Source organism: Algibacter miyuki (assembly GCF_030409805.1).
GTDB classification, from domain to species: Bacteria; Bacteroidota; Bacteroidia; order Flavobacteriales; family Flavobacteriaceae; genus Algibacter; species Algibacter miyuki.
On the sequence record NZ_JAUFQP010000001.1, the window covers coordinates 390,102 to 416,201 of the forward strand.

General features: G+C 34.4%; 14 protein-coding genes. 13 read left to right on the forward strand and 1 reads right to left on the reverse strand.

Going from position 1 to position 26,100, the window contains the following annotated elements; genetic code table 11:
* The first annotated feature begins 133 nt into the window (after positions 1–133).
* Positions 134–4,384 carry a two-component regulator propeller domain-containing protein gene (locus QWY92_RS01145; RefSeq protein WP_290267946.1) on the forward strand — a complete coding sequence of 1,417 codons (4,251 nt, stop codon included), beginning with the start codon at positions 134–136 and terminating at the stop codon, positions 4,382–4,384.
* Between the two features lie 157 nt (positions 4,385–4,541).
* On the opposite strand, the gene QWY92_RS01150 is transcribed toward QWY92_RS01145, so the two are convergent.
* Complete coding sequence (locus tag QWY92_RS01150) at positions 4,542–6,140, reverse strand: arylsulfatase (protein ID WP_290267948.1); 1,599 nt, start codon at positions 6,138–6,140, stop codon at positions 4,542–4,544.
* Positions 6,141–6,583: 443 nt separating this feature from the next.
* Between QWY92_RS01150 and QWY92_RS01155 the strand changes: the two genes are divergently transcribed.
* The 12 genes from QWY92_RS01155 to QWY92_RS01205 all read left to right on the forward strand — a co-directional run bounded on the left by QWY92_RS01155 (position 6,584) and on the right by QWY92_RS01205 (position 26,083).
* Complete coding sequence (locus tag QWY92_RS01155) at positions 6,584–9,685, forward strand: SusC/RagA family TonB-linked outer membrane protein (protein WP_290267950.1); 3,102 nt, start codon at positions 6,584–6,586, stop codon at positions 9,683–9,685.
* A 28-nt stretch (positions 9,686–9,713) separates the two neighbouring features.
* Positions 9,714–11,216, forward strand: a complete 1,503-nt coding sequence (locus QWY92_RS01160) for a RagB/SusD family nutrient uptake outer membrane protein (RefSeq protein ID WP_290267952.1) — start codon at positions 9,714–9,716, stop codon at positions 11,214–11,216.
* A gap of 290 nt (positions 11,217–11,506) precedes the next feature.
* Complete coding sequence (locus QWY92_RS01165; protein WP_290267954.1) at positions 11,507–14,263, forward strand: alpha-L-rhamnosidase; 2,757 nt, start codon at positions 11,507–11,509, stop codon at positions 14,261–14,263.
* Positions 14,264–14,380: 117 nt separating this feature from the next.
* Positions 14,381–17,122 (forward strand): alpha-L-rhamnosidase, encoded by a 2,742-nt coding sequence (locus tag QWY92_RS01170; RefSeq protein WP_290267956.1) that lies wholly within the window; start codon positions 14,381–14,383, stop codon positions 17,120–17,122.
* A 17-nt stretch (positions 17,123–17,139) separates the two neighbouring features.
* Positions 17,140–18,810: a ribulokinase gene (locus tag QWY92_RS01175; protein WP_290267958.1), complete on the forward strand. Its 1,671-nt coding sequence runs from the start codon at positions 17,140–17,142 to the stop codon at positions 18,808–18,810.
* The gene (locus QWY92_RS01180) at positions 18,810–19,511 is read left to right on the forward strand and encodes an L-ribulose-5-phosphate 4-epimerase (protein WP_290268226.1); all 702 of its coding nucleotides are present in this window, start codon (positions 18,810–18,812) and stop codon (positions 19,509–19,511) included. The genes QWY92_RS01175 and QWY92_RS01180 overlap by 1 nt, the downstream gene beginning before the upstream one ends.
* Before the next feature lie 20 nt (positions 19,512–19,531).
* On the forward strand, positions 19,532–21,031 hold the full coding sequence (araA, locus tag QWY92_RS01185; protein ID WP_290267960.1) for an L-arabinose isomerase: 1,500 nt from the start codon (positions 19,532–19,534) through the stop codon (positions 21,029–21,031).
* Positions 21,032–21,043: 12 nt separating this feature from the next.
* Positions 21,044–22,228, forward strand: a complete 1,185-nt coding sequence (locus QWY92_RS01190; RefSeq protein ID WP_290267962.1) for an aldose epimerase family protein — start codon at positions 21,044–21,046, stop codon at positions 22,226–22,228.
* A 42-nt stretch (positions 22,229–22,270) separates the two neighbouring features.
* Positions 22,271–22,480 carry a hypothetical protein gene (locus tag QWY92_RS20380; RefSeq protein WP_336622079.1) on the forward strand — a complete coding sequence of 70 codons (210 nt, stop codon included), beginning with the start codon at positions 22,271–22,273 and terminating at the stop codon, positions 22,478–22,480.
* Between the two features lie 6 nt (positions 22,481–22,486).
* Positions 22,487–22,627, forward strand: coding sequence for a hypothetical protein (locus QWY92_RS20385; protein WP_336622080.1), 141 nt, complete (start codon positions 22,487–22,489; stop codon positions 22,625–22,627).
* Between the two features lie 136 nt (positions 22,628–22,763).
* Positions 22,764–24,494: a glycoside hydrolase family 43 protein gene (locus QWY92_RS01200; protein WP_290267964.1), complete on the forward strand. Its 1,731-nt coding sequence runs from the start codon at positions 22,764–22,766 to the stop codon at positions 24,492–24,494.
* 17 nt (positions 24,495–24,511) lie between these two features.
* Positions 24,512–26,083 (forward strand): sulfatase, encoded by a 1,572-nt coding sequence (locus tag QWY92_RS01205; protein ID WP_290267966.1) that lies wholly within the window; start codon positions 24,512–24,514, stop codon positions 26,081–26,083.
* Positions 26,084–26,100 lie beyond the last annotated feature (17 nt).

Genomic DNA, 26,100 nt, shown 5'->3' on the forward strand with positions numbered 1-26,100 from the left:
TAGGTGGTTGTGTAGGTTGTGTCATGCTTGTTAGTTAAATTAGTTTGGATAATTTTCTCTTTACAGGATACTTTGGTATTAATTTATACCTAAATTTAGCACAGTTATTTAATTTTAAAATATCAATAAAAAATTGAAGAAATTTACTTTTCTCATTCCTTTCTTATTTCTGTATTCATCAATGTTTTCGCAATGGCGGTTAAACCAGATAGCCGGCGAAGAAGGCTTATCTCATAACTCTGTAACAAGTATTATACAGGATAAAGGAGGGTATTTGTGGTTTGGCACTTTAAATGGAGTGAATAAATATGATGGTTACTCCATGAAACAATATCATTATGGTCATAATAATAAGGGGCTTAGTAGTAATGTGGTGTATAAATTGTTTGAAGATAGAGCAGGTTATGTTTGGGTAGGAACAGGTGAGGGCTTGAACAGAATAAACCCAAATACAGATGAAGTTGATGTTTATTTTAAAGGAAGAGGAGAGCCTCGATATGAAGGTAAAGTTAGTATTCAACAATCGAAATCTGGTGTTTTCTTTATTAATGATTATAACGGAATAAAATTTTTTGAAATAGATGATCAAGGGAAATTAGAATATGAGTTTTTTTTAAGTAAATATGGCGGCTTAAACTTAAATATTCAAAATATAATTCCTTCTAAAAATGATAAATATTGGTTTTTTACACCAAATCAAAAAGTGAAGTTACATCAAGTTGATATAATTAGGGACGGTAAAACACCACAATTAAGTATTGAATCTACCAATTATACAGATACCTCATTTACTAAGGGGACTGTTGTGTTGGATATGTTGGAATATCCAAAGAATACCATTTGGATTATTAATAATAAACTTGAGCTATTAAAATTAAAAGTTGATGCAGATTTTAAGGTTACCGCATCCGAAAAAATAGAACTATATTCAACAATAAACTACGATGAATCGGAAGTTGTTCGGGGTGTAAGTATATGCAGTGATAACGAAGGCCGAATATGGATTTCAGGTAATAAATTACTTCTGAATTTTGATACCGAATCTGGAGTAATTAATGACCTATCCAGAAATAATCAATTAAAATCCTTGATAGGAAGTCAGGATATCCGAGACATCTTTATCGATAATTCTAATATAGTTTGGCTATGTACTTTAGATTTTGGTTTGTATAAAATGGATTTAGATAGCCATACGTTTTACAATTCTACCGAATATTTAAATTCTAATCAATCCTTGGAGTTGTTCAGATCGCCGATAGTATCTATGTGTGAAGATCTTAAAGAAAATATTTGGATAGGTACTAGAGACGGTATTATTAAAGCTTTTCATAAAAGCACTTTAAAGGATGAGACAGGAACTAAACCTAAAACACCCATAGTATATAGTTCTTCAATTAATAAAGAGAAAATAAATAAGCCATCTCCTTTACCAGAAGTTAAGCGATTAATGAGCGATAAAGAAGGGACTATTTGGGTGGGCGCTTTAAATGGTTTATTTAAGATTGAATTTGAAGAGCAATCTCAACAGTATAAAGTTAAAGAAATAGAGGACATAAAGGACAACCTGGGTAATAAAATAAATAGTCGTGTTTTTGCAATAGAAGAAGATAGAAACGGGGCTATTTGGTTTGGGGCATGGGAAAATGGCTTGATGAAAATGGTTTTTAATAAAGCAAATAATGCCTATCAAACCGTGAACTATAGAATGTCGAGTAGAGATTCTACAAGTTTATCTAATAATAATATAACCGATATCGTAGAGGATAACTATGGAAATCTTTGGGTAGGGACCATTAAGGGCCTTAATAAATTGAAACGTTCTAAATCTGGAAATGTAACTTTTGAGAAATTTTTTAATCATCCCTTAGATAATAATACTTTAAGTAGCGATCATATACTCGATATTCATCAAGCTAAAAACGGGGATCTTTATATAGGAACTTATGGCGGCGGTTTAAATCGCTTAAGTTATTCAAATACGGGCAAGGTCGAGTTTACTCGTTATAACGTGGAAAATGGTTTACCAAATGATGTGGTATCACAAATAAGAGAAGATTTTGAAGGAAATATATGGTTAATGCATATTAGGCAAATTTCAAAATTAAATCCTACTACCGGTGCTTTTATACATTTCGAAAGAAAAGATGGATTTAATGTAGACCAATTTATGGGAAATGCTATGGAGTTTACATCTTCTGGAACAATGCTTTGCGGGGGAGTTAATGGTTTTACATTTTTTCAGCCAAATAATTTAACGGTTAATACTAAAAAGCCACAGATAACGATTACCGATTTTAAACTTTTTAATGAATCTGTTCAGGTTAATCAAAAAGTTGATGGACAAATTCTATTAACGTCAGGTATAAATGATACCAAAAAAATAGCGTTACCTTATAATTTGAATTCTTTTGAATTTGTTTTTTCGAGTATGCATTTTTCTAGCCCCAAAAAAAATAGATATAAATTTATTTTGGAAGGGTTTGAAGATAAATCACAGGCTTCTGTAATTCGGGAACGTAAATTTTCTTCTTATACAAACATACCTCCAGGTAATTATGTTTTTAAGGTTTACGGTTCAAATAGCTCGGGTGTTTGGAGTGATTCCCCTAAAGAAATTGCCATTACCATTGCTCCTCCATGGTATTTTACAAAATTAGCTATTATCACTTTTATAGGAGTTATTATATTAATTATATATGTTGTTTTTAAGGTGCGTTTACATCAATTGCAACTAAAAAATAAACTTAAATTAGATAGTGCGCTTTATGAAAAGTCTGAAGAAATAAACCAAATGAAACTTCGTTTTTTTACCAATATTTCTCACGAATTAAGAACACCATTAACTTTAATCATTGGGCCACTTGAGCAGATTATGAAAGGGAGTAATGATGTAGAATATTTGCAGCGTTTAAACGCTATAATGTATAAAAATTCAACACGTTTGTTGCGCTTAATCAATCAATTGCTTGATTTTAGGAAAGCAGAATCTAGTAATATAAATTTAGTAGTAGAGCAGAGCGATTTGGTAAGCTTTTTGGAAGAAATACATCGTGCTTTTCAAGAAATAGCTAAAGAAAGACAAATAAAATTTACTTTTAAAACAAGCGAAAGTTTTATTGATGCATGGTTTGATAATGATAAAATTGAAAAGATAATATATAACCTTTTATCCAATGCCTTTAAATTTACGGCCCCAAATAAAAGCATTGAGTTAATCTTGGAAACAGAAATTATTAATAATAAAATGTATGCTGTTATTAAGGTTGTGGATCAGGGTATAGGGATACCTCAAGAGGAACTATCAGGTATTTTCGAAAGGTTTTATCAAGTTAATAAGGAAAGTAATGCTATACAAGTTGGGTCTGGGTTAGGGCTAGCGTATACAAGAAGACTTATTGAAATTCATAAAGGAAAAATTAGTATCGATAGTGTTATTGAAAAAGGAACCACAGTGTCTGTTACTTTTCCTATTTCTAAGGAGGATTATGAAGTAGATTCTATACTGGAATTACAACCAAAACAATATGATTTTAGTTTTGTAAAGAATGAAGTTAAGGATTTTAAAGACATGCTTACAGAGTCGTCTAAGGTGATTAAAACGGTGAAACACGATAAACGAACTCAAACTATTTTAGTAGTAGAAGACAATAAGGATCTAAGGGAATATTTATTTGAATACTTTCAAAATTTCTATAATGTATTAACCGCTTCAAATGGAGAAGAGGGATTAAAAATAGCTCTAGAATTGGCCCCCGATTTAATTATTTCAGACTTAATGATGCCTAAAATGACAGGCATAGAAATGTGTAAAAAAATTAAAAATAATTTAACAACGAGCCATATTCCAGTGATAATACTCACTGCTAAAGCAGGTATAGAAAACGAAAAAGAAGGCCTGGAAACAGGTGCAGATGAATTTGTTTTAAAACCATTTAATATGGAAGTGTTAAGACTTCGTGTTAATAATATTTTAAGAACAAAACAACAATGGGCAGAAAAATTTAAAACAAAGTCCACATCCTCTTCTTGGAAAGAATTATCCAGTAAATTAGATAAAGAGTTTTTAAAAAAATCTTTAAAAATAATTAAGAAAAACATTGACAATTCCGGATATTCTTCAGAAAAATTTGCGTCAGATATGGGTATGAGTCGCTCTGCGCTTTTTAATAAAATTAAGTCTATTACTGGGGTGTCAACAACAGAGTTTATTAGAACTATTAGAATAAAACGAGCAGCAAACCTTATTAAGTCTGGGCGCTATTCAATAACAGAAGTCGTTTTTATGGTTGGTTTTTCAGATCCTAAATATTTTAGAACTTGTTTTAAAAAACAATTTAAAAAAACGCCTAGTGAATATCTAAAAACTTTTAAAATGGACAACTAAGTTTAAGTTGTTCAAGCTGTTTTTTTAGTTTAGATTCGGGTTTTGAATAGATTATAATAACGCTATAACAGTTTGTTTTGTTAATGTTTAAAGTCTCTGGATTTTAATAATCTATAATTTCAAGCTACTTTAGGTTGCCTTTGGTTTGAAGGTGTATTTAATTTATAGAGTACTTTTCTTTAAGTTTATCGGGCATGGCAGTTGGTACATATTTGAGGCCAGAGCCTTTATCTCCTTGTGGTGTGTAATGTATGCTAGTAGCTGTGCTTTTGGGCGTGTAGCTAGGTTCATTACTTTGTTCTTTCCACCAGTTCAGCCATTTTTTGTCTAAATTACTTGTTTTTTTATTTAGTGTTTGGGATAAATCATTTGTTTCTAATGGATCTTTTTTGGTGTTATATATTTCCCAACCAGAACCATCTACTTCCACTAAACTGAAGTTTTTTGTACGTATGGCTCTATTATCCATAAATTGAAAATATAATGCTGATTTCCTATTAAACTTTTGCCCTTTGAATATCGAGGAGAACGATTCTCCTACATAATTATCTGATATACTTGTGTCTCTTTTATAGGAATTTGTAAGATCTAAAATTGTAGGCATAATATCTACCATATGTAAGTCTTCAGTATATATTGCCCCCTTCTTTTTAATTCCTTTAGGCCAATACGCAATTGCCCCAGTTTTTACACCTCCATTATGTTGGCTAATTTTGTATAGTCTATTGGGAGTAACACTAGCATAAGCCCATCCTGTTCCTGGTTGGTAATTAGAGCCTACATCGCCTGGTAGCAATCCTTTTTTTAGCATCACATCATCCATTACAGAAAAGGAGTCGGTGCCATTATCACTCATAAATAGAATTAACGTGTTTTCTATTTGGCCATTGGCATCTAGTGCGTGTAATAGTTTATCTATACCATTATCCATACGCTCTACCATGGCGGCGTATACTGACATGCGTAAATCTTCCAAATCTTTCTGTTCTGGAGTTAAAGTATCCCAATTGGGTAAGTTTTTAGGATAATCTGGTAATGGAGTTTCTTTGTTTATAATTCCAAATTTAATCTGATTTTTTATTCGGGCATTACGGATAGCCTGCCATCCTTTTAAATAATTTCCTCTATGTGCCATAATTTGTTCCTTTGGCGCTTGCAGAGGATTATGTGGTGACTGATAGCTTAGATATAAAAAAAAGGGTTTGTTATTTTTGGTTTTTTGTGGATTTATAAAATCAATAGCATAATCTGTAAACGCATCTGTGCTGTAAAAATCATCTCCAAAATTATTAAAAGGTTTTTTATTAATACGATAATCTTTACCACCTTTATAGTAACTAGAATAACCACCTAAAAATCCGAAAAAATAATCAAACCCTTTATCATTAGGCGCTCCGTTAAGGTGCCATTTGCCTATTAAACCTGTTCGGTATCCAGATGCTTTAAGTTTTTGTGCAATGTTCGTGTCGTTTTTTATACCGTAACCAACTTTGGGCCACCATTTTCCTGTTAACATAGAGCTTCTAGAAATTACGCACATACCTGCGTTATACATGCTAGTTAGTCTCATGCCTCCATTTGCCATTTGGTCTAAAGCAGGGGTTTTTATTTCGCCTCCATAACATCCTATATCGCTATAACCAAGATCATCAGCAAGAATTAAAATAACATTAGGCCTATCTGTGTTTTGGCTTTGTAAGCTAAATAAAATAGTAAAGTGCAAAAGAGAAAAAAGTAAAAGTGATTTTTTGTTCATAATTTAAATGTTTAGCCCGGTAATTTTGCTTCAAAGGAAGCGCAATGTAAAATTATATATTAAGAAGAATATAGTTATCCTGCAATACCCTGCTTTTTAATTTTTTGTCTAAAAAATAAATTGTAAACGGCCATACTTTGGGTCATTAGATTACAATATAAAAAAATCTATTTAAGAAAGAGTTGTGGTTATTCTCCTAATATTATTTAGGGTTAGCACCTATAAAGATTGTGTATTTAAGCTTCGTTTGTTTTTACTATAGAAGTTTCTTCTTCAAATCAGTTTTTATTTCATTTATTATTTATAAGTCTTTGTTTGCTAGTTTGTTTGCAGGGTTTTGCAGGATGCGTTTATAATAAAATCAATTTATTATTACATCAATCAACTTAATAACCAATTAAACTAAAATAAATGATATGATGAAAAACAAACGCATTAAAAAAATGAAAAAAACATTATCGTTCTGTTTAATAATATTCTCGTTGGGGATGTTTGCGCAGGGGAATGTTGCAAAAGGAACAGTGACTTCTGAAGATGGTATTCCTTTGCCTGGAGTTAATGTTTTGCAAAAAACTACAGGCAATGGAACGGTAACAGATTTTGATGGTAATTTTGAAATTAAATTGATAAAAGGAGAACAAATATTAGTATTTTCTTATGTAGGTTTTAAAACCCAAGAGTTCTCTGTTAATGGAAAATCTAATATTAACCTATCCTTGGAAGAAGATGCACAGAGCCTTAATGAAGTAGTTGTAGTTGGTTATGGAACACAAAGCAGGGCTGATTTAGTCGGTTCTATAGGTTCTGTTAAAGGAGAAGATATTGCTTCAATGCCAGTGCCTACATTTGATATGGCACTTCAAGGTAGAACTGCTGGATTAGATATCGTGAATACATCTAGTGAGCCTGGAGGAGAGGTTACAATTAGGATTAGAGGAAATAATTCTATCTTGGGAGATAATTCTCCGCTGGTAGTCATTGATGGGTATCCCATGCCTACAGGGTCTGAAGCAAGTGCGAATGGTGCTGGGGATGGTAACCAAACTTCATCTAATATTTTAAGTTTCTTAAACCCAGCAGAGATTGAATCTGTTGAGATTCTCAAAGATGCATCATCAACCGCCATATATGGCTCTCGTGGTGCTAACGGAGTAATCATTGTAACAACAAAAAAGGGAGCCTATCAGCAAGCAACTCAAATTAACTTTACGGCTGAAACTGGATTTAGTAATATTCAAGATTTTCCCGAAGTTTTAGATGGTCCAACTTATGCAGCATGGAGAAATGAAGTAGCCTTAAGAAACGGTGATGCAGAACTACCCTTTGATGGAGACCCAAGACCATTACCAGAAAACACATCGACTACAGATTGGTTGGATAGAATTTTGAGAACAGGTGTAACAAATAGGTACCAGCTTACGCTATCTGGAGGTGGAGACAAGTCTAGATATTTCTTATCGGCTAACTATTTAGAAAATGGAGGAGTTGTTAAATTTACTGATTTTTCTAGAGGTAATATTAGATTGAATATCGATAATACCCTTACCGATAGGTTAACCACAAGTACATCTGTAAATTATGTGCGTACAAAAAATAACAGATCAGGAGAAGGTTCTGGAGCCATAATTAATTCGGGAGCAGTTTTTTCAGCTTACAAAAACTCTCCTACAGCAACGCCTGGCGATAATATAGATGAAGGTGATGGAACAACCAATTTTTTTACAGATCCACTAGTCGAATTGGCAGATACCCGTAACGAAACCTATAACGAAAACTTAATTATAAGTATACTATCAAGATATAAAATATCAGATAATTTAACCTTTAATCTGTCTACAGGAACTACTAGTTCGAACAGTAGAAGAGAACTGTTTTTTCCGAAAACAACAAGAATAGGTTCGTTACGAGATAGTAGAGCAGTTTATAATGTAAGTTCTTCAAGTAATTATTTAGTTGAATCTTATTTGTCTTATAATAAATCATTTAATTTAGGCAATATTGATGCAACTGCTGGTTATTCTTATCAAATTGATGATACACGTCGGCTAAATACTATTGTAGATGGTTTTCCGGTAGATGTTTTAGCAACTGACAATATCGGTTTAGGTTTGGTTCCTTTTATACCAACAAGTTCTAGAATTGAAAGGGTATTGTCTTCTTACTATGCAAGATTAAATTACAATTATGATAAAAGATATTACATTTCATTAACAGGGCGCGCTGATGGCTCAAGTGTTTTTGCCGAAAATAGAAAATGGGGTTATTTTCCTTCAGTTGGTTTTGGCTGGACGGCGTCAAATGAAGCGTTTTTGGAAGATGTCGATATCATGTCCAATTTAAAATTTAGGGCAAGTTATGGTATAACAGGTTCGCAATCCATACAACCATTACAATCTTTAACACTTTTAGGTACTGCTAATGCTGTATATGGAGATGTACTATATTCAGGTTTGGCTCCTACAAGAATTGGGAATCCAAATTTAGAATGGGAAAAAACAAAACAACTTAATGTAGGGGTAGATATAGGGGTTTTGAAAAATAGATTTTCTGCATCTTTTGATTATTACAACAAAACAACGGAGGATTTATTATTAAATTTTCCGCTACCAACATCTGCCGGACTAGGTTCTATTACAGCAAATGCTGGAAGTATTGAAAATAAAGGAATTGAAATTGTAGTTGGAGGTTATGTTGTAGATAATAAAGATTTTAAATGGAATAGTAACTTTAATTGGAGTAATAATAAAGCAACTGTTTTAAGTTTAGGAGATACAGATGCAGATATTTTTGGACCTGGACCCGCAGCAAATATTGTTACCGACCCATCCAATATTATGCGAGTTGGAGAAACTTTTGGTGCACTATATGGTTATAAAGTTATAGGTTTACTTCAAGAAAGTGATTTTGACAGTGGTGGAGCCGCAACAGTGCCTATTTTTGGAACAACACCAGAGCCAGGACAATATAAGTATCAAGATATATCTGGCCCAGAAGGAATTCCGGACGGCGTTATAAACGCACAAGATAGAAGTATTATTGGAAATACTAATCCAGATTATATTTTTGGTTGGAACAACGATTTTTCGTATAAAAATTTCACTTTAGGCATATTTATTCAAGGTTCAGTAGGTAATGATTTAATGAATATTAATAACCTTTTTCTAAGCACAGGTAGAACTGCAAATAATGTTTTTAAAGATTGGTACGAAAACAGGTGGACTCCCGAAAACCCTACAAATAACCCGAGGTATGTTGACCGTGTTGGTAATCAATATTTACAACCAAATTCTGCAATTGTGGAAGATGGGTCATACATTAGACTAAAAAATGTAAGTCTTGGATATAATATTCCAACAGAAAAAATAAAAGGTGTAAATTCTTTAAGAGTTTATGCTACAGCCACAAACTTGATAACTATTACAGATTACTCAGGATTTGATCCAGAGGTTAATATACGTGGTGGAAATAATCTTTCTCAAGGTATTGATTTTGGTTCTTATCCTAGAGCTCAAAATTTCACAATCGGTCTTAATATTGGTTTATAATCATTGTCTAATTTAAAATAAAATAATAATGAAAAAATTAAAATATATAATTCTATTTTTCGGGCTTGTAGCGTGTTCAGATTTAGAAGAACAGGTGTACTCAGAAATTAGCCCATCAAATTTTTATCAAAATGTAGGTGAGGCAGAGGTAGCATTAACTTCGATTTATAATTCATACAATAGAGCTGTAAGTCTTTTCGATTTTGGTTTGGCCTCTTTAGCGGTAATGCCTTCTCCAAAAATGATTGCCAGAGTTCCTTGGAGAAGAATGTGGGGTAACTATACTACAAGCGCAAGTGATGCCGTTTCTTTGCCACGTGTTTGGAATCCGTTATATCAAGGTGTTTTTAGGGCTAATGTGCTTATGTCCGAACTAAAAGGAAGAGAATTTGAAAGTGAAGCAGAAGAAATTAAGCGTAAAGAAATAATTGCTGAAGCTAAATTTTTAAGGGCATGGTCCTTTTTTAATCTAGTGCAACTTTTTGGAGATGTACCACTGCCTTTAGAGCCTACAACTACAGTTGTAGGAGCTCAACTACCAAGAACAGCAATCGCTAAAGTGTACGAACAAATTATTTTAGACTTACAAGATGCTGAAACAGGTTTACCTAGTATTAAGCGTGGCGAAACAGAAATAGGACGGCCTATTCAAGCTACTGCTAAGTTTTTACTAGCAAAAGTGTATTTAACAATGGCTGGCTTGCCTTTGCAAGATCCTACAACTATGGCCTTAGCTCAAAACAAATTACAAGAAGTGCTTAATTTAGAAGATACGCCTCAAGGGTATAGCCTTTTAAGTAGTTATGAAGACGCTATACGAGTTGATAATAATAATGAGCGCATATTCGCGATGCAACAAACACAGGTATCTGCAGATCAAGGTACCGCTTTTGGTCATGTTTGGGGAGCAAGTAACAGGTTTGATCCTTCGTTAGGAATTGGGCAATTTCATGGTGGATATACCCAAGAGTTTTATGATTCTTTTGAAGAAACGGACGAGCGAAGAGATGTTACCATGTTGTATTCTTATGAAGATAATACAGGTGTTATACGCACTTATAAAGGTGAAGAGTATGATGAGCGTTGGGGGATTTTTCAAAATAAATATGTTGATTTCGATCAGTCCTGTTGTGATGGAGATCCAGATATGATTATTTACAGGTATGCAGACGCACTGTTAATGGCTGCTGAAATTGAAAACAGCTTAAATGGACCAACAGAAAAAGCCTATGGGTTTTTAAATAGAGTAAGACGTAGAGCCATTGCTACTGATGCCCTAGTAGGTATGACACAGTCTGAGTTTTCCGAATATGTTTACGAAGAACGTTATAGAGAACTTTCCTTTGAATTCCAAGAAGTATATGATATTAGAAGGTTAGGTAAGGTTGAAGAGGCTTTATCTCAGCATGCTGAAAATATAACTTTTTCGCCAACACATACAGAATATAAAGCAGGCTTTAATTTATGGCCGCTACCAATAGCGGAAGTTCAAACAAATCCCAATATACTAACAAATAATCCTGATTGGTAATGTCTTATTCTAAGATGTTTTAAATCACTAAAGGCTACTGTAAAGTAGCCTTTTTGCTTTTTAGTATAACATATTTTTTTTTGAAAATAACTCAACACTAAGTACCCATTTAATAATGATAATCCATGGAGTTTTTATAAATAAAAGTGAAAGTATACAGGTTTTTACAGGATACTTTTTTACGGAAATTAGATTAATATTACTTTAATTATTGGAATTCAATAATATAGAGCAAAATATGCTTGTTTAGGTAAGCAATCAATTTTTAAACACAAATAACACCCATGAAAATGAAATTTTTAACTTTATTTATTACACTTTTATCTTCTAGTTTCCTGTTTGCTCAAGATGTTAACAGCAGAGTGATTACAGCTAAGGAGCTTCGGTTGGAGTATCAAGTTAACCCAAAAGGCATTGATGTTTTAAAACCTAGATTTAGTTGGGTTTTATCAGGCGAAGGAAGAGGTAGAACGCAAACGTCATATAGAATATTAGTGTCATCCTCGCAAAAAGCATTAGATAAAAATGAAGGCGATGTTTGGGATAGTGGAAAGACGGCCTCTAATAATACCAATCAAATTGTATATAACGGTATTTCGCTTACTTCAAATAGAACTTATTTTTGGAAAGTAAAAGTTTGGGACGAATCTAGTGCCGAGTCTAACTGGAGCCAAACAGCGCATTGGTCTATGGGGTTATTAAAGTTTTCAAATTGGAAAGGGCTTTTTATTAGTCATGATGTTGGCTATGATAAAACAGATAAATACGATAGTTTATACTTGCCACCAGCTAGATACCTTCGTAAATCATTCACACCTGCAAAAAAGGTGAAAAAAGCCACGGCTTATACAACGGCATTAGGGTTGTATGAATTGAGATTAAATGGCAGTAAAGTTGGAGATGATTATTTTGCACCTGGGTGGACAGATTATAACAAGCGTTTATATTACCAAACGTATGATATCACCGAAAGTATAAACCAAGGAGAAAATGTTATTGGTGCTGTTATTGCAGACGGATGGTATGCCGGATATATAGGCTATGGCCTATTAGTTCGCTTAGATAAAGTACGCGAATATTATGGCGTAAATCCATCATTTATGGGACAAATACATTTGGAATATCATGATGGTACTACTGAAATTATTGCTACCGATAGCTCTTGGAAATCTAGCCAAGGCGCCATTCGTGAGGCCGATATTTTAATGGGAGAAGTTTATGATGCAACTATGGAAAATACAGGTTGGGATGCTCCAGGCTATAATGATGTATCTTGGAAAAAGCCAAAAGTATACACTTATCCTAATGGAGAATTACAAGTGCATCCTGGTGGTTTAGTGAAAAACACTGAACGTATTCGTCCGCTAAAAATCACAGAACCAGAACCTGGAACTTATGTTTTTGATATGGGGAAGAATATAGCGGGTATTGCCGAGTTAAAAGTTCAAGGACCAAAAGGCACTAAAATTCAGTTGCGTTTTGGGGAGATTTTAAAAAGAGATGGTAACATTCAAACTGAAAACTTGAGACTAGCAAGAGCAACCGATACTTATATTTTAAAGGGTGATGGTGTTGAAGTGTGGCAACCAAAATTCACTTATCACGGTTTTCAATATGTTGAGGTAACCGGTTTTCCTGGGAAACCAGATCTTGATGCCATAACGGGTATCGTGCTAAGTTCTACAGTGAATGATGCAAGTACCTTCAGTTCATCAAATGCGATGAACAACCAACTTTATGAAAACATAAAAACCACACAAAGTGCTAACTTTTTTGACATTCCTACAGACTGTCCACAAAGAGATGAACGTTTAGGTTGGTTAGGCGATGCACAAACTTATATGCGCTCTGCCACTTATAATGCAGATGTAGCTCCATTTATGACCAAGTTTTTAGTAGACCTTGATGATGCTCAACGTTGGTATGGAGCATACCCTAATTTCGCACCGTTTCCGTATTCGCGACCAGCTCAATATTCTCCGGCTTGGATGGATGCAGGTATAATTATTCCATACAATATGTATAAAGTATATAATGATACCCGTGTTTTAGAATATATGTATGAAGGTATGGAGAAATTTATGGAATTTCAAGCTGATGCCAGTACCGATTTTATTCGCCCAGGAGGAGGAAACAATTGGGGAGACTGGCTGTCTGTAAACGAAACCACTAGCCATGGTTATGTTGGTGCTTCATTCTATGGTTTTGATGCTAAATTAATGGCTGAAATGGCAGAAGCTCTAGGTAAAAAGGAGGATGCTGCAAAGTATAAAACACTTTTCGAAAATATCAAAAAAGCATTTGTTAAAAAGTACATTTTAGATACGGGTTATACTTCAGAAGATACACAAACTACCTATGCATTTGCATTATATTTTGATTTATTCCCGGAAGAGCTAGCTCAAAAAGGAGCTGATAGACTTGCTGAGAAAATAAAGAAAAATGGATTTAAGTTTTCTACAGGTTTCTTGGGGACAAAACATGTGATGCTTGTTTTGTCACAATATGGTTACGATGATCTGGCTTACAAATTATTTAAACAAACCGAATATCCTAGTTGGGGGTATTCCGTAGAAAATGGCAGTACATCCATATGGGAACGCTGGAATAGTTATACTAAAGACGAAGCTGGGAATTCAGATTTGAATGGAAAAATGAATTCTTTTAGTCATTATGCTTTTGGCTCGGTAGCAGAGTGGATGTTTTTACATGCTGCTGGTATCGATACAGAAGATTCTGGTTATAGAAACATCATTATAAAACCAGCAATAAGCAAAGAGATGGATTTTATAAATGGAAGTTATAAAAGTATAAATGGCCATATATCATCAGCTTGGAACTGGAAAGGAAATAAGTTAATAATGAATATTGAAATTCCTGTAAATACTAGAGCTAAAGTCTACATTTCAACTTCAAATGTGTCCAATATTAAAGAAGGAAATAAAGCAATTTCAAAGTTGTCTGAAATTAAAATATTAAAATCTAATAGTAAAGAAACAGTTCTTGAAATTGGATCTGGGAATTATGTTTTCAGTACTAAAATGTAGTAATAGGTATAACTTGGCAACTACTATATATTAGTTAAGGTTGCCAAGGATAATACAGGATACATGTTTAAAAAATAATAATAACCTTTATCAGATAATATTAAAATTGCTAGAATAATGATGAGACACGCTTTTGTTTTATTTATGTTTTCAATTCTTTTTAGCTGTCAAAAAACGGTTGAATATAGAATTGCTCATAATTCAGAATTAAACACACTTGCTAATAATGCTCTGACTTTTAGTTGGAAAATTGAAACTGAAGAAATCAAGGAGCAAACAGCCTATCAAATTAAGGTTTACGCGGGTAATAAAAATGATAGTACTAATAGTAATATTATTTGGGATTCAGGTAAAGTAGAGAGTAAATTACAATCTTTTAGTCCTTACTTAGGCGAAGCATTAAAAGGAGGACAGGTTTATTATTCTAAGGTTAAGGTATGGGACGAAAACAATAATGAATCAAAATGGAGTACCCCCAAAAAACTAATAGCGCCATTAAAATATCCAGAAGATTGGTCGGGTAAATGGATTACTTATAGTTATAAACCTGAAGACCCTTTGCCTTTATTTAGAAAAAACTTCAGTATTAAGGACACTGAAAAAATCGATTTTGTAAGCTTTTATATCGCGGCACCTAGTTTTTATGAAGCTTATATTAATGGAAAAAGAATAGGTGAAAATGTATTAGATCCCGCTCAAACAAATTTTAACGATTATATGTTTTATACAGCTTACGATATTCCTATGGAACAATTAAAAGCTGAAAACGTATTAGGTGTTATGCTTGGTAATGGTTGGTATAATCAAAATGTGGTTTGGGGCAAATCCATGATTTATGGTCAACCTATTGTTATGGGGCAGTTACAAATAACTTATAAAGATGGACGCAAGAAAACTATAAGTACCGATACGTCTTGGCAATGGACGGCAGGGCCAATTACATATACCAATATTTATACAGGCGAGTATTATGATGCCCGAAAGGAAGTTGCCAATTGGTCATCAAGTCTTGAAAATAATGCCCAATGGCAAAATGCAACGCTAGCAGAAAAACACCCTAATAAAGTATTAGAGCAGTTTGCAGAACCCATACAAGTTATGGATAGTATCATGCCAGTAAAAATAGCGTCAGCTAAGTATGGAAATTATATTTATGATTTTGGACAAAATATTACAGGATGGGTCAAACTGCAAGTTGAAGGTGAAAAAGGACAGGAAATCACAATTCGTTTTTCTGAAGAAATGGGGAAGGATGGCGAATTAGATTTTAGGTCAACGGGGATTAAGGCTACTAAAAATATACAAACCGAAAAGTATATTTGTAAGGGAGAAGGGGTTGAAATCTGGGAGCCACGCTTTACTTATCATGGTTTTAGATATGCAGAAGTGTCAGGATTAACTAGTAAACCATCTAAGGATTTATTAACAGGGATGATCGTGTATTCTGCTATGGAAAAAACAGGAAGTTTTAATTCATCAGAACCTCATATTAATAAATTACATCAATTAACACTTTGGACTCTAAAAGGCAATATGCAGGGCATTCCAACAGATTGTCCGCATCGTGAAAAATGTGGATGGACAGGAGATTCACATGCTGTTGCCAAAACGTTAATTCATAATTTAGACGCGCATCAGTTTTTGACTAAATACGTTTACGATATGCGGTCTTCTGGGAGAAATGAAAAAAAAGAACTTTATTTTGGAAGAAACTTTCACGACCGCAGTATTATTACAAAGCCCAAAGGCATAACAACTATGATTGCTCCAGGAAGACGTACTAGTGGTACAGCTTCTCCAGACTGGGGAACTGCTGTAGTGCAGTTGCCATGGTATATTTATACGTATTACGGCGATAAAAGTATTTTAGAAGCGTTTTATAAGGATATGACTACTTGGGTTGATTATGTAGGTTCTAAAAAAGAAAACGGTGTAATAGTGCATGGTTTAGGAGATTGGTGCCCGCCAGATGGAAACGCTAGTATTGAGTGTCCGGTACCAGTGAGTTCTACGGCTTATCACATTTTAGATGTTTCTATTTTAAGAAAAACAGCAAAAGTACTTGGTTATAAAGACGATGAAAAAAAGTATGAGCTATTAGAAAATCAACTAAAAGCTAGTTTTAATAATGCTTTTTTAGATAAACAAAAAGGAACTTATGGCAGCCAAACCGCTAATAGTATGGCGTTAGAAATAGGAATTACACCCGAAGCGTATAAAACCAAAGTAGCAAAAGCTATAGTGGAAGATAGTAACGCAAATCACAATGGGTTTTTAAGTACAGGAATTTTCGGTGTTTCTAGAGTTTTTCAAGCATTAAGTGAAAATGGTTACGAGGATAAGGCTTACCAACTACTTACTAAAAAAGGGAATCATAGTTTTGAAGCGATGTGGGCGTATTATGATGCTACTACATTATGGGAAATTTTACCCGTTAACACGAATCCTGAAGAATATGATAAATTGATGTTAAGGAGTCATAGTCATCCTATGCAAGGTGGATTTGACTCATGGTTTTATTCGGGTATAGCAGGAATTAATCCAGATGAAAATGAGCCTGGATTTAAAAAGGTGATTTTCAAACCTTATTTAACACAACAAATGGAACACGCTCAAGCATCGTATGAGTCTAGGTACGGTGTTATTAAAAGTGCTTGGAAAAATAAAGCAGGAATCTTTTCATGGGAAATTCAGATTCCGAAGAATTCTACAGGGGATGTATATGTTCCTAACTATGGAAAAGAAGTTTCTATTACTATTAATGGGGAAGCATTAAACAATCTAGATTTGTCCTCTCAATTTACAAATATAGGTTCGTTTAGTTCAGGAAATTATATTATTGAAATGAAGTATTTATAATTAATTAAAAGTAGTTGATGAAATATACTATAGGAATGGATTTTGGTTCTGATTCAGTTCGTGCATTGTTAGTAAATACGAGTACTGGCGAAGATTTAGCAACAGCCGTTCATTATTATGCACGATGGAAAGAAGGTAAATATTGTGATGCGTCTAAGAATAAATTCAGACAGCACCCTTTGGATTATATTGAAGGGATTGAGAATACTATTAATTCGATTGTTTCTCAAGTGGATGAAAATATTATAAAAAACATTGTCGGAATAGGTATTGATACAACAGGTTCTACGCCTGTAGCTGTTGATAAAACGGGGAGACCTTTAGCTTTATTGAATGGATTTGAAGAAAATCCAAATGCCATGTTTGTGCTTTGGAAAGACCATACAGGAATTAAAGAAGCTGATGAAATAAATGAATTGTGCAGTAAATGGGCTATTGACTACTCAAAATATGAAGGTGGTATTTATTCATCAGAATGGTTTTGGTCTAAAATATTACATGTTTCTAGAACAGATAAAAAGGTGTTAGAAGCAGCCTATTCTTGGGTTGAGCATTGCGATTGGATTCCTTTTTTATTAACTGGAGGAACAGATGTTTCTAAAATGAAACGCAGCCGCTGTGCCGCGGGCCACAAAGCTTTATGGCACGAATCCTTTGATGGATTACCTCCAAACGACTTTTTTGTTGAACTAGATCCTATTTTAGATGGCTTAACAAATAGATTATATAAAGAGACTTACACTTCAGATGTTTCAGTAGTAACTATTTCTAAAGCATGGAGCCAAAGATTAGGTTTGCCAATTACGGTTGAGGTTGCCGTCGGAGCCTTTGATTGTCATATGGGAGCTGTAGGCGCTAAAATTGAACCCTATTATTTAACCAAAGTCATGGGGACTTCTACTTGTGATATTTTGGTTACACCAAAAAGAAAAGAGGAGCATTTAGTTAAGGGCATTTGTGGGCAGGTAAACGGTTCTGTAATTCCGGGAATGTTAGGCTTGGAAGCTGGTCAATCCGCTTTTGGGGATATTTATGCTTGGTATAAGAACTTACTAGGATGGCCAATAAATGAATTGATTGGCACTTCTTCTATTTTAGATACAGTAACCAAAGAAAAATTAATAGAAGAAGCTTTAGAAAATTTGATTCCGAAATTAAGCGAAGCGGCATCTAAAGAAGTAATAGGTGCTTCAGGAGAACTAGCTTTAGATTGGATGAATGGTAGAAGAACACCAGATGCTAATCAAAATTTAAAGGGTGTGATTTCTGGAATAAACCTAGGAAGTACATCTCCCAAAGTTTTTAGAGCTTTAGTAGAGGCTTCTTGTTTTGGGGCAAAGAAAATTGCGGACCGGTTTATAAATGAAGGCATTCCCATTAAAGGTGTTATTGCTATAGGCGGAATAGCCCAAAAATCACCATTCATTATGCAAATGATGTCTGATGTTTTAAATATGCCAATAAAAGTGGCTAAGTCTCAACAAGCATGCGCTTTAGGAGCGGCTATTTTTGGAGCTGTAGCGTCAAAAACATATCAAGATACTTTTGAGGCTATGGAGGCCATGGGAAGTACTTACGAAAACGTATATGAGCCAATACCTGCAAATGTTGTTCAATTCCAAGCAGTTTATAAAACCTATAGTGAGTTGGCTATTTCAATAGAGAATCACATTATAAAATCTATATAATTATGAGTATTTATAAAGAATTGAAACAAGAATGTTATGAGGCTAATATGCAATTAAATGCATTAAATTTGGTTGTTTATACGTTCGGAAATGTAAGTGCTGTAGATAGAAAAAATAGTGTTTTTGCTATCAAACCAAGCGGCGTTGCTTATGAGGTTTTAAAACCTCAAGATATCGTTATTGTCGATTTTGATAATAATATTATAGAAGGGAGTATGCGTCCTTCGTCAGACACAAAAACACATGCTTATCTGTATAAAAAATGGAAGGATATAGGTGGTATAGCTCATACACACGCTACTTATTCAGTCGCTTGGGCACAATCTCAATTAGATATCCCCATTTTTGGAACCACGCATGCCGATCATTTAACGGCGGATATTCCGTGTGCACCACCAATGGATGATGCACTTATTGAAGGTAATTATGAGCATAATACGGGTATTCAAATAATAGACTGTTTTAAAGAAAAACAACTTTCTCATAGTGAAGTAGAAATGGTATTAATAGGTAATCACGGTCCTTTTACTTGGGGTAAAGATGGAGCTAAGGCGGTTTATAATAGTAAGGTTTTAGAGGTTGTTGCAAAAATGGCTTATTTGACTAAACAAATAAATCCTGAAGCCAAAAGATTAAAAGATTCATTAATAAAAAAACATTATGATCGTAAGCATGGTTCAAGTGCTTATTACGGTCAATAATTAATTAAGTACAAAGTAAAATGATAGATATTTCTAAAAAGGAAGTTTGGTTTATAACAGGAAGTCAAGATTTATACGGGCCAGAAACTTTAAAACAAGTTGCTCAAAATTCAACTAAAATAGCTCAGGAATTAAATGAATCTAAATTAATTCCGGTTAACGTCATATTCAAGCCAACTGTGAAGTCCTCAGATGAAATTTATGAAACGTTAATGGCCGCTAACCATGAGAAAAACTGTATTGGTGTCATCACATGGATGCATACGTTTTCTCCTGCTAAAATGTGGATAAGAGGGCTATCAGCACTTCAAAAACCATTATTGCATTTGCATACACAGTTTAATAGAGACATTCCTTGGGGTACTATTGATATGGATTTTATGAATCTAAATCAAGCAGCGCATGGGGATCGGGAATTTGGATTCATGGTAAGTCGTCTGCGTAAAAACAGAAAAGTTGTAGTAGGGCATTGGTCAACAGATTCTGTTCAAAAGCAAATTGGAGATTGGACGCGTGTAGCTGCAGGTTGGGATGATTGGCAAGGCGCTAAATTTGCTCGTTTTGGAGATAACATGCGTTTTGTAGCTGTAACAGATGGAGATAAAGTAGAGGCCGAAACTAAGTTTGGTTTTTCGGTAAACACCTATGCAGTGGGAGATTTAGTTGAGGTTATTAATACTATTTCAGATGAAGCTATAAATCATCTTATCAAAGAATATGAGGCATCTTATACCATGACTGAATCTTTACTTGAAAACGGGAAAAATAGACAGTCGTTAATTGAAGCTGCTCGCATAGAATTAGGTCTTGAAAAATTTCTTATAGATGGAAATTTCAAAGGGTTTACGGATACGTTTGAGGACTTACACGGCATAAAACAATTACCAGGAATAGCAGTACAGCGTTTAATGCAAAAAGGTTATGGGTTTGCAGGAGAAGGGGACTGGAAAACAGCGGCTTTAGTGCGTGCTATGAAAGTTATGGGGTCTGGTTTAGAAGGGGGTAATGCTTTTATGGAAGATTATACCTATCATTTAGATCCAGATGCTCCTCGTGTGCTTGGCTCGCATATGTTAGAGATTGACCCTGTTCTTGCCGCTAATAAGCCATCTTGCGAAATACACCCATTAGGGATTGGAGGTAAAGAAGATCCTGTGCGTTTAGTCTTTAATGGGAAAGCGGGAGACTCACTTGTTGCAAGTTTAATGGATTTTGGAAACCGTTTTAGATTGTTAATTAATAAAACAGTAGGAGAAGAGATCGTAGAAGATTTGCCACAATTACCAGTTGCAAGAATCATGTATAAACCCTTACCAGATTTTGAGACCGCTTGTACGGCATGGATTTTAGGAGGAGGTTCACATCATACCTGTTATAGCGAAAATATTACTATGGAGCAATTGGAAGATTTTGCTGAAATGGCGAATATGGAAGCATTGGTAATTGATGAAGATACTACCATCAGAAACTTTAAAACCACTATTAAAACTAATGAAGCATATCACATGCTTAAACACTAAAAAACAATGGATATGAAAATTTTTAAATGTCTTTTTTATGGTGTTATACTTATCGTTTTAGTCGGGTTAAATATTCAGTGTAAAAATAATCAACAAGAGAATTCTACTAGGGCTCAAGAGGTTTTGCCTAAAGAAAACCTAAGGATTATAAAATCAGAATTTGGAAAAATGCCAGACGGAACCACCATAGAAAAGTATCATCTAAAAAACACTAATGGTGTGGAGTTGGATGTGATTACCTATGGCGGAAGAATAACATCATTAAAAGTACCTAACAAACATAGAGATTTTGAAAATGTGGTTTTAGGTTTTGATAATTTAGATGATTATTTAAATGATAATCCCTTTTTTGGTGCGTTAATAGGACGTTTTGGAAACCGCATTGCGAAAGGGAAGTTCTCATTAAATGATAAAACCTTTACGTTAGCAACGAACGATGGTTCTAATCATTTACATGGGGGCATTCATGGTTTTGATCGTGTAGTTTGGACTGCGGAAGCTATTGAAGGCGTAGACGATCCGTCATTAAGGCTAAAGTATTTTAGTAAAGATGGAGAAGAAGGGTATCCGGGTAACTTAAGTGTTACTGTGGTTTATACCTTAACAAAAGAGAATACCTTAGAAGTGTTATACAAAGCCACAACAGATAAAACAACAGTAGTTAACCTAACACAGCACGCGTATTTTAATCTTACTGGAGATTTTACTAAGACTGTTTTAAAACATGACCTTGTAATAAATGCCGATACGTATTTACCAGTTGATGAGACTTTAATTCCAACCGGAGAAATTAGAAAAGTAGCAGGCACACCGTTTGATTTTAGAACCACAAAAGGAATAGGTAAAGACATTGAAGTTGACAACAAGCAGTTGATTTTAGGAAAGGGGTATGACCATTGCTGGATCGTAAATGGTGAAAAAAACACAATGAGACAGGTTGCTTCTCTTTATGAACAGAGCAGTGGGCGTTTTATGGAAGTTTTTTCAGAAGAACCAGGCATACAACTTTATACAGGTAATTTTTTGGATAGCACCTTACCAATGCCAAACGGTGGTGAATATGGACATAGAACAGGTTTGTGTTTAGAAACGCAACACTATCCAGATACGCCTAACCAAAAGGGGTTCCCTTCAGTGGTATTACATCCTAACGATACTTACACAACAAAAACAGTATTTAGATTTTCTGTAAAATGAGAACATCAAGTGTATTTATAAGCTAATTAAACATTTTAAACTATGGGAATAATCTCTTTTGCTGCATTTACTTTTTTAGTAGTTGTCATAGCTTGGTGGTCAACTCGAAAGACTGATAAAAGCTCTTCTGATGGCTGTTTTTTGGCAGGAAGAAGTTTAACAGGTCCTGTTATAGCGGGTTTATTATTGTTTACCAATTTATCAACCGAACAAATTATTGGAATGACTGGGACATCTTTAAGAGATGGTTAGCTTATTATGGCCTATGGGGTTGTGGCTGCAATCGCCATGGTGCTTACAGCGTTCGTACTATTACCAAAATATTTAAAAAGTGGTATTGAAACCATACCACAGTTTGTAGAAAATAGATATGGTAAATCAACTAAAACCAAGTACTAAGCAAGTAGATATTATCATATGGAACTTTTAAAACCAGTTGGTTATGTTGTGGTGGCTATTGGAATTTATATTTATTTGTCATAAACAGAACAAGTTTTAATTTAAAAATAATAGTAATAATGTAAATAGAATAGATATGAAAAAAATAGTAATGACATCTTTTATCTTTATAATAACATTATTTGTTAGCAAAGCCCAACAAATCGGTAGCTGGGGAGATCAAGGTGATGGTACTTATAAAAACCCCATCTTAAATGCAGATTATCCAGATGTCGATGTGGAGAAGGTGGGAGATACCTATTATATGATTTCTTCAAAGCAGCACATGTCACCAGGTATGGTTATTTTAGAATCGAAAGATATGGTTAACTGGACTACCGTTGGTCATGTTTGGGAGAGTCTTTCTTGGGTTAAAAAATACGATTGGAATCAAATGAATGGATATGCTCTTGGGGTTTGGGCCGGAGATTTGGCCTATCATGATGGTACTTGGTATTGTTACGTTATCGATAGAAACTATGGCTTATTTATGAGTAGTGCCAAAGATATACGAGGTCCGTGGACAGAACCACACTTAATGTTACCACCTAATGAGGTGCTTGACGATCCCGCGGTATATTGGGATGAAGAGAACCATCAGGCCTATATGATATGTAATACAGGGAAATTTAAAAAATCAAAAGAAAATACAGCAGAAGGCAACGAGAACCAATTGTACAAAATGAGTTGGGATGGAAAAGAAATTCTTGATTCTGGAGAGGTAATTTATACAGGCCCTGGTGCTGAAGCAGCCAAAATTTATAACATAAATGACACGTGGTATATTTTAATGAGTGAGTGGTATGTTAAAAAACCTAGAAGGAGTAAAAAGATAGATAGTCCAGAAAACGATAGAAAGCAGATAGTATTGAGGTCTACTACAAACAGTATTTATGGCCCCTATGAAAAGAAAATTGTTTTTGAGCGCGGTAATGGTATCGAGAGAAGTTGCAGTCAGGGAGCATTAATGCAAGCGCCAGATAATACTTGGTGGTATACACATCAATTAATACAAAATATAGCTACGCCATTTCAAGGTCGCCCACAATTATTACAACCTGTAAATTGGGTAGATGGTTGGCCAATAATTGGTGAGGATATAGATAACGATGGTATTGGTGAACCTGTACTTCAACATAAAAAGTCCATTCAAGGTTTTCCAATAGATGCGCCTTCTACAGATGATGATTTTTCAAACACAACATTGGGACGTCAATGGGAATGGAATCACAATCCTAGAAATTCACATTGGTCGCTCACTGAGAGACCTGGTTGGTTGCGGTTAAAGGCCAGTATGCCTTTACCAGAAGAAACTACCAATGGCCCCGGAAATAATAATTGGTCAGAAAGTACAGGGACTACTTTTCCTTTCTGGCGGGCATCTAATACAATTAGCCAACGCATTATGGGAAATACAACTGGTGCAGCAGTTGCTAAATTTGATATTTCGCAGATGGCAATCGGTCAACGAGCGGGTTTTGTTAGGTTTGGAGGTGTTTATCATGTATTGGGAATTTATGTGGATAATCTAGGAGGTCGTAATCTATTTTATGTAAACAAAGATGGCGAGGAAACTAAAGGACCTAAAATAAAGTCTAATGATTTGTTTATTAGAACATCCAATACAGGAAATCAAGCTTATTTTGAATATAGCTTAGATGGAAATAAATATGAAAAATTCGGGCCACAATTTACCTTGAAATTTGGGAATTGGACAGGAGATCGGCTTGGGTTTTTCTGTTGGAATGATAAAGAAGAGCAAGGCGTAATAGATATTGATTGGTTTACGTATGACTATGATGGGCCAAAAGGTGTTTATAAAAAATAATTAAAAAATAAAAAAGCATGAAATATATTCATTTTAAACATTCTTATTATTTATTTTTTTTGAGCTTCACCTTGATGATTAACTATTCGGTTTTTGCTCAAAATAGTGAGTCAAAACCTAATATTCTTTTCATAGCAGTCGATGATATGAACGATTGGATTGGGCCACTAGGCGGTATGGAGTTAAGTAAAACCCCGAATTTAGATAAATTAGCATCGCAGTCTATGCTATTTAAAAATGCACATTGTGCTTCTCCAGCATGTTCTCCGTCTCGCCTTTCAATCATGACAGGTGTACAGCCTTCAAAATCTGGTAATATGCAAAATGAGTGGTATGATGGTGCGCAGTGGCGCAATGAACCTATATTTAAAGACATAGAGACTATAGAGCAGTTTTTTAAAAACCGTGGATATAAAGCACTTGCAGGAGGGAAAATCTATCATACATTAGCGCCGCCTTGGGAGGTGTTAAATCAAACTGAACCAGAATCTTGGGATTTTTATTTCCCTAGTGCTCATGCGCCATTACCCTATCAAATACGAGCGGAGGATAGTATTATTAATCCAACTCATTTTAAAGGCAAGAGACTTGAGTATTTTACTTGGGGCCCACTTAATATTCCTGAAGAGAAAATGGCGGATTATCAAGTGGTAGATTGGGCGAGATATCAACTTCAACAAAAGCACGATAAACCCTTTTATTTGGCTTGTGGACTTTTTCGTCCTCACATGCCTTGGGAAGTGCCTCAAAAATATTTTGATTTATATCCTTTAGAGGATATACCAGATTTAGAAATTCAAGAAAATGATTTAAAAGATGCTTTTGATCATGGTCGTCGTAATTGGCATAAATGGGTTTTAATGAATAAACAATGGAAAAAAGTAATTCAAGGTTATTTAGCATCTATAGCCTTTGCAGACGCGCAGTTGGGACGTTTATTAAAAACATTAGAAGAATCGGAGTATCATAAAAATACCATTGTGGTACTATGGTCTGACCACGGTATGCATATGGGCGAAAAAGAAAACTGGGAAAAATTCACCTTATGGGAAGAGGCCACTCGTGTGCCGCTTATAATAAAAGCTCCTGGTGTTACAATTGCTGGAAGTAGCAGCTACCAACCTGTATCATTACTTGATGTTTATCCTTCTTTAGCTCAATTAGCAGGGTTTGAAGTGCCTGAACATTGTGATGGTGTTTCAGTACTTCCTTTAATTAAAAACCCAAAAGAGAAACGAAACCAGAGTGCTTTAACCAGTTTTAACTTTAACAGGTCTACTGCAAATTACCGAAAAAACCCAATAATTGGTCATGCTCTAAGAGGAGAGCGTTTTCGTTATATTTATTACGAAAAATTAGGGCTTGAAGAACTTTACGATCATAACAATGATCCTAGTGAGTTTAATAATTTAGCTTATAGAAAAGATTCAAAACATGTGATAAAAGAGTTTAGAAATGAACTTGTTGGTAGAGTTGATTATCTCACACTTGAGGACTTTAAGAAATTTCCGAAAGAATATATAATAAATAACGAAGTAATTGAGAAAACTAATTTCAAAACCATGAATGAATTGATTTTCATGGAATAATTGATGTTAAAAATAGA

Coding starts and splice junctions, on each gene's coding strand:
- QWY92_RS01150 (WP_290267948.1), bottom strand. CDS start 6,140: ATGAACAAAAAATCACTTTTACTTTTTTCTCTTTTGCACTTTACTATT.
- QWY92_RS01155 (WP_290267950.1), top strand. CDS start 6,584: ATGAAAAAAACATTATCGTTCTGTTTAATAATATTCTCGTTGGGGATG.
- QWY92_RS01160 (WP_290267952.1), top strand. CDS start 9,714: ATGAAAAAATTAAAATATATAATTCTATTTTTCGGGCTTGTAGCGTGT.
- QWY92_RS01165 (WP_290267954.1), top strand. CDS start 11,507: ATGAAATTTTTAACTTTATTTATTACACTTTTATCTTCTAGTTTCCTG.
- QWY92_RS01170 (WP_290267956.1), top strand. CDS start 14,381: ATGATGAGACACGCTTTTGTTTTATTTATGTTTTCAATTCTTTTTAGC.
- QWY92_RS01175 (WP_290267958.1), top strand. CDS start 17,140: ATGAAATATACTATAGGAATGGATTTTGGTTCTGATTCAGTTCGTGCA.
- araA (WP_290267960.1), top strand. CDS start 19,532: ATGATAGATATTTCTAAAAAGGAAGTTTGGTTTATAACAGGAAGTCAA.
- QWY92_RS01190 (WP_290267962.1), top strand. CDS start 21,044: ATGAAAATTTTTAAATGTCTTTTTTATGGTGTTATACTTATCGTTTTA.
- QWY92_RS20380 (WP_336622079.1), top strand. CDS start 22,271: ATGGGAATAATCTCTTTTGCTGCATTTACTTTTTTAGTAGTTGTCATA.
- QWY92_RS20385 (WP_336622080.1), top strand. CDS start 22,487: ATGGCCTATGGGGTTGTGGCTGCAATCGCCATGGTGCTTACAGCGTTC.
- QWY92_RS01200 (WP_290267964.1), top strand. CDS start 22,764: ATGAAAAAAATAGTAATGACATCTTTTATCTTTATAATAACATTATTT.
- QWY92_RS01205 (WP_290267966.1), top strand. CDS start 24,512: ATGAAATATATTCATTTTAAACATTCTTATTATTTATTTTTTTTGAGC.